The following is a 13253-nucleotide window of genomic DNA, read 5'->3' as shown; positions in this document are numbered from 1 at the left end:
AGGAGCGTGCGCAGCGCGCGAACCGGGCTACCCGCTCGTTCGCGCGCTGCGCACGCTCCTACAGGGAGGATATTAGGCCATGTTGAACACCCTTCTTCCCATCCTGCTGTTCGCGGCCGTGGCCCTGACGTTGCTAGGTGCGGCTCGTCGTATCGCGTTATGGCGGCAGGGGCGGCCTGCAAAGGTAAACCTGTTGGCCGGCCTGCTCGCCATGCCCCGTCGTTACCTGGTGGACCTGCACCACGTGGTAGCCCGGGACCGTTACATCTCAAATACCCACGTGGCCACTGCCGGTGGCTTTGCACTGTCGGCATTGATGGCCATCGCTGTGCATGGTTTCGGGCTACACAACAAGGTGCTGGGGTACGCATTGCTGGTAGCCACCGCAGTGATGTTCTGCGGTGCCTTGTTTGTTTATAAACGCCGTATCAACCCGCCTGCGCGCCTGTCCAAAGGCCCCTGGATGCGCTTGCCCAAAAGCCTGCTGATGTTCTCCGGCAGCTTCTTCATCGCCACGTTGCCAGTGGCGGGGATCCTGCCGGCTGATTTCGGCGGCTGGGTAGTAGCGGCCGTCCTGGCCCTGGGCGTGCTGTGGGGTGTGAGTGAGCTGTTCCTGGGCATGACCTGGGGCGGGCCACTCAAACATGCGTTTGCCGGTGCATTACACCTGGCTTGGCACCGCCGCGCCGAGCGTTTCGGCGGTGGCCGCTCCACGGGCCTCAAGCCACTCAACCTAGCCGACCATCAGGCACCGCTGGGTGTAGAGCAACCTAAGGACTTCACCTGGAACCAGCTGCTGGGTTTCGATGCCTGCGTGCAGTGTGGCCGGTGCGAAGCTATGTGCCCGGCCTTTGCTGCTGGCCAGCCCTTGAACCCGAAAAAGCTGATTCAGGACATGGTGATCGGCCTGGCCGGTGGTACCGACGCGCACTTTGCCGGTAGCCCCTATCCTTCGCTGGACGGCAAAGGTCGGCCATTGGGCGAACACGGCGGCAACGCGCACCAGCCTATCGTGGATGGGCTGGTGAGTGCAGACACGCTCTGGGCTTGCACCACCTGCCGGGCGTGCGTGGAAGAATGCCCAATGATGATCGAGCACGTGGACGCCATCGTCGATATGCGCCGCCACCTCACCTTGGAAAAGGGGGCTACCCCGAACAAGGGCGCCGAAGTGCTGGAAAACCTGATCGCCACTGACAACCCTGGAGGCTTTGCACCCGGAGGGCGCCTGCACTGGGCGGCCGACCTGGCGCTGCCGCTGATGGCAGAGGTAAAACAAGCTGAGGTACTGTTCTGGGTGGGTGATGGTGCCTTCGACATGCGCAACCAGCGTACCCTGCGTGCCTTCGTAAAAGTACTCAAGGCGGCAAAAGTAGACTTTGCCGTGCTAGGCCTGGAGGAGCGTGACAGTGGCGACGTGGCACGGCGCCTGGGTGACGAGGCGACATTCCAGCAGCTGGCACAGCGCAACATACACACCCTTGCCCAATACCACTTCAAGCGAATCGTGACCTGTGACCCCCATAGCTTTCATGTGCTGAAAAATGAATACAGTGCGTTTGGGGGCCTGTATGACGTGTTTCACCATAGCACTTACATGGCGGAGCTGATGGCCGCGCACCGCCTGAACCTGAATACCCACAAAGGCGGCAGCGTGACCTACCACGACCCGTGCTACCTGGGGCGCTACAACGGTGAATATGAAGCGCCGCGCCAGGTGCTGCGCGGGCTGGGCATCGAAGTGAAGGAAATGGAGCGCTCAGGCTTCCGTGCCCGCTGCTGCGGGGGCGGGGGTGGCGCGCCTATTACCGATATTCCTGGCAGGCAGCGCATTCCCGACATGCGCATGAACGACATTCGTGAAACCGGTGCCGAGCTGGTGGCAGTGGGTTGCCCGCAGTGTACGGCCATGCTGGAAGGGGTGGTCGCGCCCCGCCCAGAGATCAAAGACATTGCCGAGCTGGTCGCCGAGGCGCTGATCGACGACTCGGCAGCGCCTGCAAAAAGCACAGCCAGGCGCGAGCCTGCGGAGGTCAACCCATGAGCACTGTGATACGCCGTGACCCAAGGGGCGAATGGATCGCGCGCAATCGCCTTCACCCTTTGCACAGCTTGCTGCAAACCCAGCAAGCCCGTTGGGCAGGCCCCTCGGGGGTGCTGCGCAAGAACCCCCATGCGGTGGGTTTCATCGGCCCCAATGCCATCCGCCGCATCGATCGCAGCGGTACTGAGCAAGGCGTCAACGTACGGCGGATAGCGCAGCCGGAAGCTCAACTGCCCCTCCACCAGGTACCCAACCCCGCCTTTTACATCACCGTTGTGCCGGACATGGTGGGTGGCCGCCTCACCGCCCATGACCGGGACCTGCTCGGCCTCGCCCATCAACTGGCGGGCAGCGCAGGTGCCGTGCTGGCGGTGGTGTTTGGGGAGCACAAGGAAGCCGCATTCGACACAGCTGGCGTTGATCGCCTGCTGGTGCTGGACGGTCACGAATACGAGGGCTATGCGCCTGAGCAACGTGTACAGGCGCTGCAGGCACTGGAAAGCCAGTTCAGGCCCCAGCACTGGCTATTCCCGGACAGCCGTGACGGTGGCGCAGAGTTGGGCCGTCGCCTCGCGGCGCGCCTGGGTGAGCGGCCTGCCACGCGGGTGTGGAGCGTGAAAGAGGGCGTGAGCGTTAGCCGTGCAGGCGCAGGCCAGCAGGACATGGCCCAGGCAGTGCCGCGGCTGATCCTGGCCGCCGCCGAATGCGCCGAGCCTGTAGATGAGACCCGGCACGAAGTGCTGCCGCTTGCGCTGGCGCCACCGGCCCTGCGCACTCTGGCACGCATTGAGGACAAAGGTGCCGTAGCCGTGGACCCAGCGGTGGTGCCTATGGCGGAATCCGAATTCATTCTATCCGGAGGCAATGGCGTGAAGGACTGGCCGTTGTTCCAGCGGGCAGCAGTGGCGCTGGGCGCGACACAAGGAGCTTCTCGCGTGGCTGTGGACGACGGTTTCATGACCCGTGACCGCCAGGTCGGTGCCAGCGGCACCTGGGTCACCGCGCGGGTGTATGTGGCCATTGGCATTTCAGGGGCCATTCAGCACCTTCAAGGCATTGGTGCCTGCGACAAAGTGATTGCAATCAACCTGGACCCCAACTGCGACATGGTCAAACGGGCCGACTTGTCGGTGATCGGCGACAGCGCTGCATTGCTCACTGCCTTGATCGCTGCCGTAGACGCCTGGCGGCACGGTGCCGCACGTAACGCTGCCTGAGGCCTGCCTGATGAAAAACAATGTTGTGACCTTGGTATCCGTGGGCGCTCACCCCACGTCAGGCCGTGCTCGCCGTGCTGAACAGGATGCCCGCGCGGTGGAACTGGGCCTGCGCCTGGCCGGTAAAGACCTTCAGGTGCTGCATGCCGGCGATATAAACGAGCCTGCGCTACGGGACTACCTGGGGATGGGGTTGCCCGGTTTGCAGGTACTGGAGCAACCCGCCGGCACCGATGCCTTGCCCGGGCTTGTGGCGTACCTGCGTGATGCAGGTGCGCAACTGGTGCTCACCGGTAGCCAGGCAGAGACAGGCGAGGGTAGCGGTATGCTGCCGTATCTGCTCGGGGAGCAGTTGGGCTGGCCTGTAGTAGTGGGCTTGGCTGAGGTAGAGCGCATAGAAAATGGCATCGCCCACGTGCTTCAGGCCCTGCCCCGGGGCCAGCGGCGGCGATTGAGCGTGCGCCTGCCTGCGCTGGCGACCGTGGACAGCGCCGCTCCCAAGGCTCGGCAAAGTGCGTATGGGCCGTCACAACGCGGCGCACTGCAAGCGCACGAGGTTGAAGTGGTGGCCGATGAGTGGCTGGACACCGCCCAGCTGCAGCCTGCTCGCCCACGCCCCAAACGCCTGAAAGTGATCAAGGCAAAAAGCGGCGCCGATCGCATGAAGGCCGCTACCGCCAAGGCCAGCGGTGGCGGCGGTAAGGTGCTTAAAGGCGTGACGGCGGAGGAGGGCGCAGAGGCTATTCTTAGGTTACTGGTTGAAGAGGGTGTAGTGCGCTAGGCTTTGTACGAAAAGTGGCTGCACTCGGCCATGCTGTGTCAAAAGCCAGCTCGGAATGCTCATTTACAGCCAGTAAACTCCGCTTCCTCGCTGGCTTTTTCCTTGCCTGACCTTCGTTCGCCGACTCTTCGTACAAGCCCTAGCGCCCTCCACCCTCGCGATTGCCCCGTTAGAACGTCACGCTGGCCGTAAGCCTGGCCGTGCGCGGTTCACCTACGTTTACCTGCAACTCCCCACTGCCCGTACTGGACGGGTAATACTGCTTGTTGAGCAGGTTATCCACGTTCAGTTGAAGCCGTGCTTTGTAGCCAGCGGTGGGCAGGTCCCAGCGCAGGAAGGCATCAGCTACGGTATAGCTGCTCATCCAGAACGTGTTGGCATTATCCCCGGCGCGTTCGCCGACGTAACGGGCACCAGCGCCGGCATGCCATTGCCCGGTAGCTTCCGGCACTGCCAAATGGTGGCTCAGGTACAGGCTGGCCGTATGCTTGGGCGCATTGTTCAGGCGGTGACCTTCGTTATCCGGGTCCTCAAGGATTTCCGTATGGGTATAGGCGTAGGTGCCGATCACATCCCAGCGCGGTGCCAGGCGCCCGGTCACGTCCAGCTCAAGCCCCCGCGAGCCGACCTTGCCAGCCGCTTCAGGTTCGCCGAAGGGGTTGTTGGTCACCACATTGGTTTTCTCGATGTCGAACAACGCCAGGTTAACGTTCAAGGCGTCCGAAGGCGTGTACTTGGCGCCTACTTCGTAGCTGCGGCCTTCTTCGGGGTCGAAGGTTTTGCCGTTTTCGCTTACCGTCTCGTTGGGCACGAAGGAGCGGCTGTAGTTGCCGTATAGCGCCCAGGCGTCATTAGGTTGATAGACAAGGCCTGCGAAGGGAATGAAGGCCTCGCCGTTGTCGTCGCGGTTGACGACACGCTTTACCAAACCTTGATCGCTGTACTGGTCGTAGTGCTGCTGGCGAGCGCCGAACACGGCGATCCAGCGGTCGTTGAGGTGCCAATTGTCCTTGAAGTACACCGAGGTGGACGTCAGTTGGTTGCGCAGGTTGCTGTTGGTTGGGCTGACACTGCTGGGTTCGCCCAAGCTGCCATAAATTGGGTTATAGAGGCTAAAGCCCGTGACCGCTGTATTGCGGTAGGTCTTGCCACGGTACTTGTCGCTGGCTTCGTTATCGATGCCTACCAGCAGATCATGGCGCTGGCCAAACAGCTGTTGCTCACCGATAAAATCCAGGCTGGCGTAACGGGTTTCATAGTCGTAGTGCCCACCATTGGCCTGCCGGGTAAGCATTTCATTTTTCAACGCGGTGGGCTGGGCAATTGCCAGGCTGTACCGGTCTTTATTCCAGCCATAGGTCGCGCGGGCTTTCCAGTCATTGCTCAGCTGGTATTCAAAGCGGGCCTGGGCCGTTTCGGTAATGCCGACCGTTTTCGCCCACCGCTCATCCAGCCGCTTGTTGTAGCTCACGTTTGCCGGGTGGCCATCGGCATAGACCGTGCCCCGGTCGAAGGGGCTGCTGTAGTCATTGTATTCATACGACAACGTAAGGCTAGCTCGGTCGCCGGTCCAGCTCAGCGAAGGGGCAACCAAGGTGTGTTCGTTGGTGCCGTAGTTGCGCCAGTAGTCTTCATGGCCGCGCTCGGCGATCAACCGGTAGGCCAGGCCGGTTTCCCCCAAAGGGCCGGTGGTATCGACGCCGAGGCTGCCGCCGCCTTCGCTGTAGGCAGAACCTGTTACCGTAGTGCTTTGCAGGTACTGCGGTTGTTTGCTGATGATGTTGATCAGCCCGCCGGGGTCGAGGGCGCCGTATAGCAATGACGCAGGGCCTTTGAGTACTTCTACGTGGTCTGTAGTGGCACCCAGGTTATGGCCGATGACCGAGCGTACGCCATCACGCAGAATCGAACCGTCGTCGTTGGTCCCGAACCCTCGTTTGATCAGCGCATCCTTGGTATTGCCCAGGGTGTTGCCCTGAGACACACCACTGACGAACTTCATGGCATCGTCCAGTGACGTGACGCTGTAATCCTGCAGCGTTTGTTGGGTCACCACATTCACGCTTTGCGCTTCATCTCGCACAGGCACCTCGGACTTACTGGCGGTGCTGGCCTGGTTGCGCGTGTAGCCTTCAGGCTGCGCAACAACGCTGTCCTGAACCTCAGTAGTGCCTAACTCGACCGTAGCAGCATCTGCCAGGGCTAGCGTGGAAAAGGCTAAAGCGCAGAGGGCCAGCATCGATTTGTGGGAAAGAAGGTACATGAACGGAGCGTGCTCGAACGAGTATGAGAAATGAGAACGATTCTAATTTTAATCGGGCCTATAGACTAGCTAAATCAGTGCATGCACAGCGCGCAGCGACCGGCTACCTGGCAAACGGCTAGCTTGTGCCGTGCCATAGTGTTTCCTAGGCTAGGCGCAAAGCGCCAAGGAACCTCTATGACAGCCATGCTGGTAGGCACTTCGCTTAGCGGAAACGTGCATACACGGCTTTTTGCTCGAATGACGCAACGGGTGGCGTACCTGCCCTTTGGCTGGTCATGGGCAGCCAGCCAAGGCTGCCTGGGGTTTGCCGGGCAGTGGCAAGAGCTAGGCGGGGCTTTGTACCTGCCAGGTAACGGTTATCGTGGTTATTCACCTGTGTTGGGGCAGTTTCTTCAGCCGGACGGCGACAGCCCTTTCCTGCAAGGGGGCGTGCATGCTTACGCCTATTGCGCCGCGGACCCTATCAACCGCGCTGACTACAACGGCAGAAGCTTCACACCCTTGGTGATTGCCGGCCTCGTAAGTGGCGTAGCGACCTCAGCCCTGCACATGGCCAACCTAGGCAGCAGAAGTGCCAAGGCAACACCGGCCGCCATGACAACGGGTATTCGCCTGGCCCTCCTAGCAAGCCTGGCCTCCGTGGTCTCCAGTGTGGTGGCCGCCACACAGCCTGATGACCAGCGTACTCAGGCAACCCTGGGCTGGACAAGCATCGGCTTGGGGGTGGTGTCGGTAGCGTTGAGAATGTCTGTTCTTTTACCCAGCTTGCATCGGGCTGGCGTTAGAAAGGTAGTTGGCCGCATAACCGGTTGGCACACCAATGCCGTATCGCGCACACAGCATTCATGGGCCTGGAGGGTAAATGCCGCGCGTTAAACGTTCCGCCTGGTCGCTAGAGGGCTGCGACATGGCAAGCACCGTGCTATACCGCGCCGGGCAACGCCAGAGTTATGGTCCCTTCGGCGAGGGCCAAGCGTATGGGGCGGCTGGGTACACTGGCCAGTATCAGGAACCTTGCACAGGGTATGCATTGGGTAACGGTCGGCGCTTGTACAGGCCTACGCTCAGGCGTTTCTGCCAGCCGGACAACCTATCCTCCTTCGGGCGCGGCGGCCTTAACAGTTATGCCTATTGCCTTAGCGAGCCGGTCAATCGGCATGACCCTAGCGGGCAGGAAGCACTGGACGTTCTGGGTCACATCGCAGGGGCGCTCAGCCTGGTAGCCTATGGTGCCATGATGTTCACAGGCTACCGGCTAGCACGCCCTTCAAAGCTGGTGGTAGCCATAGATACCGTACTAATGACTGGCAGTACCATCGCCTGGGGCGTGGGGCTGACCAATGACAACCGAGCGGCTCAGATCGCCAGCCTTACTGCCACCCTGCTCACCACGGCAGGCCGTGGTGCGCTGGCTGTACAGTGGGGGCGTCAGGCCAGGCACCGGCCGCCTAGAGCGCCGCTTGAAATGACCGGCTTTTCATCAACCCGAGCCGATTACTCGTGAACGGCCACACCCTTAAGGTACGGTGCTGGTGCTGCCCCCAGGTTGCTAAGCATGCGTTCGCTGTACCAGTCGATGAAGTTCACCACGCCAAACTCGTAGGTTTTCGAGTAGGGGCCGGGCTGGTAAGCCGTCGAGTTGATCCCACGCTGGTTCTCTTCCGCCAGCTGGCGGTCCTGGTCGTTGGTGGCGTCCCACACCTGACGCAACCGTGCCGGGTCGTAATCCACGCCTTCCACGGCATCCTTGTGTACCAGCCACTTGGTGATCACGATACTTTCCTGAGCACTGATCGGCCACACCGTGAACACAATCACGTGGTCGCCCATGCAATGGTTCCAGGAGTGGGGCAAGTGCAGGATGCGCATGGAGCCCAGGTCCGGGTTCTGGATGCGGCCCATCAGTTTGCTGCAGCCGGGCTTACCGTCCATGGTCATGGACACGGTGCCCTTGAGCAGTGGCATGCGCACGATGCGGTTGCGTAAACCAAAGCTGGCGTGCAGGTAAGGGATTTTCTCGGCATCCCAGGCGGCAGCCGACTGCGCCACATGGTCCTTGAACGCCTGGTCGGCCCGCGGGTCGTTGGTGTCGTCCCATTCCAGCAAGGTGTTCAGCAACTCGGGGTGTGAGCCGTTGCAGTGGTAGCACTCGCGGTTGTTCTCAAGCACCAGCTTCCAGTTGGCTTTCTCCCGCAAGGTGGTCTGTACCGCCACCTTGGTGTTTTCCATGTCATAGGGCTCCATGTAATGGGCCAGCGTATGGAGAAACTCGTCAATGGCAGGCGGGTTCTGGGCCAGGCTGATAAAGATATAGCCACCCGCGTTTTTCACGTGCACCGGCTTGAGGCCGTAATCCCTCATATCGAAATCGGCGCCCATTTCCGTGCCGGCAAACAACAGGCGGCCATCGAGCTCGTAGGTCCACTTGTGGTAGGGGCATACCAGTTTGGCGACCTTGCCTTTTTCAGCCGTGCACAGGCGCGACCCGCGGTGGCGGCACACGTTATGGAACGCATGTATGGCGTTGTCGGCACCCCGGATCACGATCACCGGGTTCTTGCCGATTTCCACCGTCAGGTAATTACCTTTTTTCGGAATCTCGCAGGTCATGCCGGCGATCAGCCATTCCTTGTGGAAAATCTCCTGCATGTCGATCTCGTGCAGGCGCTCGTCCGTGTAGAACGGCTGAGGCAGTGAGAACGTACGCTCACGGGTCTGCAACATATGGGCGGTAGCGTTACGCGCGGGCTCCAGGGGGTCGCCAAGGCTCAGGTTCTGGGAGACATCCATTGTGTAATCCTCGGGGCCGGCGCGCCGGCGAACAGGGCTATAGAAGGGCGCGGATCGCGCGTCACGGTACTGGTACGACATTGAATGAAGTCGCAACCTTTATGCCGCGAGTGTGAGGGCGGCCCGCCACTGAACCTTATCCATGGGCGACATGGCCGAATCCGTTCCCGACGAGCAAAGCCTGTGCTGGCAAGGCTGGTCGCCATAAGCATGCCGATGTCGCGAACAGGAAAGAGCGACCAGCGGGCGCCACGCAGAATCACACCCATAACGCCGATGGTCGGCTGCGGAGTGACCTGCATGTCCAATAATTTCCTGAGCCCTGTTACCACCCAGACCTGGGCCAACGGCCGGCACGTAGTGCGCTGTGTGAAGGTGATTCAGGAAACCTGGGATGTACGCACCTTCTGCTTCATGGCCGACCAGCCCGTGATGTTCTTTTTCAAGCCTGGGCAGTTCGTCACCCTGGAGCTGGAAATCGAAGGCTTGCCGGTGATGCGGTCCTACACCATTTCCAGTTCGCCTTCGGTGCCCTACAGCTTTTCCATCACCATCAAGCGGGTACCGGGCGGGCGAGTATCCAACTGGCTGCATGATACCTTGCATGAAGGGCAGGAACTGGCAGTGCATGGCCCGGTAGGGTTGTTCAACGCCATCGACTTCCCCTCTACAAAGGTGCTGTACCTGAGCGGTGGCGTAGGTATCACACCTGTGATGTCCATGGCCCGTTGGTTCTACGATACCAATGCCAACGTGGACATGGTGTTTGTGCACAGCGCCCGGTCGCCCAAGGATGTCATCTACCAGCGTGAGCTGGAGCAGATGGCGGCGCGTATCCCTAACTTCGCGCTGCACGTCATTTGTGAAAAGCACGGCCTGGGTGAGCCCTGGGCCGGGTACCGGGGCTATCTGAACCGCCCCATGCTGGAATTGATGGCGCCAGACTTCCTTGAGCGCGAGGTATTCTGCTGCGGGCCTACACCGTACATGAGTGCGGTAAAGCGCCTGCTGGAACAGGCAGGCTTCGACATGGGGCGCTACCATGAGGAGTCGTTCGGGGCCACGCCACCTGAGGCCAAGGCTGATGCCGTGGAGCAGGCTGAACAGGCCGCCGATGCGCCCGAGGTGCCAGCCTCGGACCTGCACCAGGTCGAGTTCGTTGACACGGGTAAAAGCATCCGCGTGGCACCAGGAGAAACCGTGCATGCTGCCGCGGCCAAGCTTGGCCTCACCATCCCCAAAGCGTGCGGCATGGGCATTTGCGGCACCTGCAAGGTGCTCAAACTTAGTGGCGAAGTGGAGATGGAGCACAACGGGGGCATTACTGAAGAGGATGAAGCTGAAGGGTATATCCTGTCGTGCTGCAGCGTGCCGAAAGGGGACGTAAGGATCGAGTACTGAAAGCCGGGCCTACCGTTGGTCCAATGTTGCGTTTTGTGGGGAACCGCACACTTTTATGCCAGTCCATGGCCCAACGCGAAGCGGCGGGCCTTTTTGCATTTTCATGCTCGTTCACGCCTTCGCGCTGGCGAGACGCGCGCTTTTTTCTTATCGTACGCGTCCTTTATGTTCACCTCGTGTCGAGTACCTTTTTATGTTGGAAGCATCCCTGAACAAACTCGAAGCACTGGTTGGCGAACTGCTGGAGCAGAACCGCCAACTGGCTGAAAACAATAGCGCCCTGAATGCCGCCCTGGCTCAGGCGCGGGACGAAAACGACACCCTTCAAATCAGCCTCCTGGAGCAGGAAGAGCAGCACGGTGCCACCGCTGCGCGTATTCAGGCGCTGATTCAACGGGTCAGCCCTGAACCGGCTGGCGCATGAGCCAGAGCACGACGCGTGTAGTCGAGATTCTCGGCAATGACTACACACTGCGTGCCCCGGCCGATCAGGAACACACCTTGTTCGAGGCGGCCATGATGCTCAAGGCCAGCCTGGCGGATACCAAGAAGAAGTACCCTACGCTGCTAGGGGATCGGTTGCTGGTGCTTACGGCCATGAACATCTGTTCTCAACTGCTGGAAGCACAGCGAGAACACAAGCAGGCGATGGCCCAGTACGAAAACCAGGTCAACGCCACGGTAAAGCAGATCGAGCGCACGGTAGGCAAGGCGTCCGACTAGCCCCTTGTACGCCCCGTCGGAGACTGGGCACTGCTACAGGCGCAAGCACACCTTGCGCCTGTAGGTCCTCAAACGCTAACACCCACCACGTTCCGAATCGCCTGTGCCAACTCCCTCACGCGTGCCTCGCTCGTATCCCACGAGCACATAAAGCGCGCGCCCCCGCCAATGAAGGTATAGAACCGCCAGCCCTGGCCCTGCAACGTAGCAATGGCAGCAGGGGGCATGTTGAGAAACACGCCATTGGCCTCCACAGGGAACATCAGGCTCACCTGGGGAATATCCGCAATCAGCTCAGCCAGTAAGCGTGCACACGCATTGGCGTGGCGTGCATGGCGCAACCAGGCATCGTTTTCCAGCAGGCCTACCCAGGGAGCTGACAGGAACCGCATCTTGGAGGCCAGCTGCCCCGCCTGCTTGCAGCGGTAATCGAAGTCTTCGGCCAATTCCCGGCGGAAGAACAGAATGGCTTCACCCACGGCCATGCCGTTCTTGGTGCCCCCAAAGCACAGCACATCTACCCCGGATTTCCACGTCAGCTCTGCCGGTGTGCAGCCCAATGAAGCGCAGGCATTGGCAAAGCGAGCGCCATCCATATGCAGGTTCAACCCCAGTTCGTGGCAGGTGGCGCTGATCGCCTTAAGCTCATCCGGCCGGTACAGGGTGCCTACTTCCGTGGCCTGGGTCAGGGTCACCACACGGGGTTTGGGGTAATGGATGTCCTGGCGCTTGAGCGCGATCTCCCGGATAGCTTCCGGCGTCAGCTTGCCGGCTTCGCTGCGGGCCGTCAGCAACTTGGAACCGTTGGAAAAGAATTCCGGCGCGCCGCACTCATCGGTTTCCACGTGGGCCACGTCCGAGCAGATCACGCTGTGGTAGCTCTGGCAGAGCGCCGACAAGGCCAGCGAGTTGGCCGCCGTGCCGTTGAAGGCAAAGAATACTTCACAGTCGGTTTCGAACAAGCGGCGGAAATGGTCGGCCGCACGCGCCGTCCACTCGTCATCGCCATAGGCACGCTGATGGCCCTGGTTGGCCGCTTCCATCGCTGCCCAGGCTTCCGGGCACACACCTGAATAGTTGTCGCTGGCAAATTGTTGAGGCTGGGTGGTCATGGCATGTCCTGAGAGCCGTGGGCACTGCGGCACTGTAGCGAAGTTTTCGTTGGGGCTATAGAGGGTATAGGGGATGGATAGGGCGGGCAGGGGGGGCTGGTCAGGGCCCCGAGTGGATAGTCGTTTTGGGTCGGTTGGGCAGATTTTATTGAATTTTTGGGTGGTGAAGTTATTACAAGCTATTTCTAATTTAGTTGGGCTTGCGCGATTATCGGATACTGATAGTGATCTTTCAGAAATTTCTTTCGAGAGCTTGGGAAAGTGCCTATGGCTATTTTTAATTTTTGCATTGGCCAGTGATTTTTTTATTTTTTGTTCAAACTGGTGTGCTTGACCGGCTGCTTATGATTGGCAACTATAGAAGCAATACGAAACACTGTATTGGTAAGTTTTAAATGGTTTCGTGCTTAAGGTAATCAGCTGCAAACGCTCGTAAATCTTCCCTTCTTTGGTTGGCGAAACAGCCCGGGAATTCGGGAAGGTTCAAGGCACCTCTAAATATCGATGCATTTCTTTGTAGGTGCGAAAGCGCTTATCTGAAGTAAGGTTTTGATTGTTTAAGCTGTAGTAGAGGTGTATGGCGATCGACTGATTATAAGTTGCATTTCGATAGTTTGGTGGCTGATTCAGCATCTACTGATGTTCGATACAAGGAGTTTCTTTTACATGGAATACGCACAGCATGGCGGCCGCATCAGGCTGTCACAACGTTTCAAAACCCTGTCCTTCGGCCTGTTCGTTCTTGGTTTGAACGGTAGTCGGCTAGCCAGCTTCCAGCCTCGCCTGCCAGCTACCCCCGCCACCCCCGAACAGGAGTAACGCCCATGTTCGAGGCAGCACGGTTTGGTGACCAGATCGCCCACTCCGGCGCAATGGGCGGCTTTGTGTTGGGGGCTGTTCTTGGCATCGGCCTGGTGGC

General features: G+C 59.9%; 13 protein-coding genes. 10 read left to right on the top strand and 3 right to left on the bottom strand.

Translation table 11 applies throughout. The annotated features are described in order from the left end of the window. Positions 1-79 precede the first annotated feature (79 nt). Genes dgcB through etfB form a run of 3 tightly spaced genes read left to right on the top strand, consistent with a single transcriptional unit; the run spans position 80 to position 4042 of the window. Complete coding sequence (gene dgcB / locus HBH25_RS15900; protein WP_168084919.1) at positions 80-2044, top strand: dimethylglycine demethylation protein DgcB; 1965 nt, start codon at positions 80-82, stop codon at positions 2042-2044. Then, positions 2041-3261 carry an electron transfer flavoprotein subunit alpha gene (gene etfA / locus HBH25_RS15895; protein WP_168084918.1) on the top strand — a complete coding sequence of 407 codons (1221 nt, stop codon included), beginning with the start codon at positions 2041-2043 and terminating at the stop codon, positions 3259-3261. The genes dgcB and etfA overlap by 4 nt, the downstream gene beginning before the upstream one ends. Positions 3262-3271: 10 nt before the next feature. Continuing rightward, positions 3272-4042 (top strand): electron transfer flavoprotein subunit beta, encoded by a 771-nt coding sequence (etfB, locus tag HBH25_RS15890; RefSeq protein WP_168084917.1) that lies wholly within the window; start codon positions 3272-3274, stop codon positions 4040-4042. Between the two features lie 169 nt (positions 4043-4211). On the opposite strand, the gene HBH25_RS15885 is transcribed toward etfB, so the two are convergent. Then, positions 4212-6281 (bottom strand): TonB-dependent siderophore receptor, encoded by a 2070-nt coding sequence (locus HBH25_RS15885; protein WP_168085054.1) that lies wholly within the window; start codon positions 6279-6281, stop codon positions 4212-4214. Positions 6282-6482: 201 nt separating this feature from the next. Between HBH25_RS15885 and HBH25_RS15880 the strand changes: the two genes are divergently transcribed. Both HBH25_RS15880 and HBH25_RS15875 read left to right on the top strand, forming a co-directional pair. Then, positions 6483-7184 carry an RHS repeat-associated core domain-containing protein gene (locus HBH25_RS15880; protein WP_178089012.1) on the top strand — a complete coding sequence of 234 codons (702 nt, stop codon included), beginning with the start codon at positions 6483-6485 and terminating at the stop codon, positions 7182-7184. After that, the gene (locus tag HBH25_RS15875; protein WP_229631943.1) at positions 7171-7812 is read left to right on the top strand and encodes an RHS repeat-associated core domain-containing protein; all 642 of its coding nucleotides are present in this window, start codon (positions 7171-7173) and stop codon (positions 7810-7812) included. The genes HBH25_RS15880 and HBH25_RS15875 overlap by 14 nt, the downstream gene beginning before the upstream one ends. On the opposite strand, the gene gbcA is transcribed toward HBH25_RS15875, so the two are convergent. Then, on the bottom strand, positions 7803-9098 hold the full coding sequence (gbcA, locus tag HBH25_RS15870) for a glycine-betaine demethylase subunit GbcA (protein WP_168084916.1): 1296 nt from the start codon (positions 9096-9098) through the stop codon (positions 7803-7805). The two genes, HBH25_RS15875 and gbcA, sit on opposite strands and share 10 nt — an antisense overlap. Positions 9099-9398: 300 nt before the next feature. On the opposite strand from gbcA, the gene gbcB reads away from it, so the two are divergent. From gbcB to HBH25_RS15855, 3 genes are all read left to right on the top strand, one after another. After that, the gene (gene gbcB / locus HBH25_RS15865) at positions 9399-10499 is read left to right on the top strand and encodes a glycine-betaine demethylase subunit GbcB (protein ID WP_168084915.1); all 1101 of its coding nucleotides are present in this window, start codon (positions 9399-9401) and stop codon (positions 10497-10499) included. A gap of 193 nt (positions 10500-10692) precedes the next feature. Next, the gene (locus tag HBH25_RS15860; protein ID WP_168084914.1) at positions 10693-10923 is read left to right on the top strand and encodes a hypothetical protein; all 231 of its coding nucleotides are present in this window, start codon (positions 10693-10695) and stop codon (positions 10921-10923) included. After that, a complete protein-coding gene (locus HBH25_RS15855) occupies positions 10920-11222 on the top strand; it encodes a cell division protein ZapA (RefSeq protein WP_168084913.1) in 303 nt (100 codons plus the stop codon). Before HBH25_RS15860 ends, HBH25_RS15855 begins: the two co-directional genes overlap by 4 nt. A gap of 68 nt (positions 11223-11290) precedes the next feature. Here the strand turns inward: HBH25_RS15855 and HBH25_RS15850 are convergent, their stop codons facing one another. Next, a complete protein-coding gene (locus tag HBH25_RS15850; protein WP_168084912.1) occupies positions 11291-12334 on the bottom strand; it encodes a threonine aldolase family protein in 1044 nt (347 codons plus the stop codon). Between the two features lie 666 nt (positions 12335-13000). On the opposite strand from HBH25_RS15850, the gene HBH25_RS15845 reads away from it, so the two are divergent. Next, positions 13001-13153: a hypothetical protein gene (locus HBH25_RS15845; RefSeq protein WP_168084911.1), complete on the top strand. Its 153-nt coding sequence runs from the start codon at positions 13001-13003 to the stop codon at positions 13151-13153. A gap of 5 nt (positions 13154-13158) precedes the next feature. Further along, a partial coding sequence (locus tag HBH25_RS23915; RefSeq protein ID WP_484573230.1) for a hypothetical protein occupies positions 13159-13253 on the top strand: 95 nt, incomplete at its 3' end.

Source organism: Pseudomonas quercus (genome assembly GCF_012033695.1).
GTDB lineage: Bacteria > Pseudomonadota > Gammaproteobacteria > Pseudomonadales > Pseudomonadaceae > Aquipseudomonas > Aquipseudomonas quercus.
The sequence above is the reverse complement of the archived record's forward strand: the minus strand, read 5'-3'. Positions and strand labels throughout refer to the sequence as shown.

Coding starts and splice junctions, on each gene's coding strand:
- HBH25_RS15885 (WP_168085054.1), bottom strand. CDS start 6,281: ATGCTGGCCCTCTGCGCTTTAGCCTTTTCCACGCTAGCCCTGGCAGAT.
- HBH25_RS15845 (WP_168084911.1), top strand. CDS start 13,001: ATGGAATACGCACAGCATGGCGGCCGCATCAGGCTGTCACAACGTTTC.
- gbcB (WP_168084915.1), top strand. CDS start 9,399: ATGTCCAATAATTTCCTGAGCCCTGTTACCACCCAGACCTGGGCCAAC.
- HBH25_RS15875 (WP_229631943.1), top strand. CDS start 7,171: ATGCCGCGCGTTAAACGTTCCGCCTGGTCGCTAGAGGGCTGCGACATG.
- etfB (WP_168084917.1), top strand. CDS start 3,272: ATGAAAAACAATGTTGTGACCTTGGTATCCGTGGGCGCTCACCCCACG.
- HBH25_RS15855 (WP_168084913.1), top strand. CDS start 10,920: ATGAGCCAGAGCACGACGCGTGTAGTCGAGATTCTCGGCAATGACTAC.
- etfA (WP_168084918.1), top strand. CDS start 2,041: ATGAGCACTGTGATACGCCGTGACCCAAGGGGCGAATGGATCGCGCGC.
- dgcB (WP_168084919.1), top strand. CDS start 80: ATGTTGAACACCCTTCTTCCCATCCTGCTGTTCGCGGCCGTGGCCCTG.
- HBH25_RS15880 (WP_178089012.1), top strand. CDS start 6,483: ATGACAGCCATGCTGGTAGGCACTTCGCTTAGCGGAAACGTGCATACA.
- HBH25_RS15860 (WP_168084914.1), top strand. CDS start 10,693: ATGTTGGAAGCATCCCTGAACAAACTCGAAGCACTGGTTGGCGAACTG.
- gbcA (WP_168084916.1), bottom strand. CDS start 9,098: ATGGATGTCTCCCAGAACCTGAGCCTTGGCGACCCCCTGGAGCCCGCG.
- HBH25_RS15850 (WP_168084912.1), bottom strand. CDS start 12,334: ATGACCACCCAGCCTCAACAATTTGCCAGCGACAACTATTCAGGTGTG.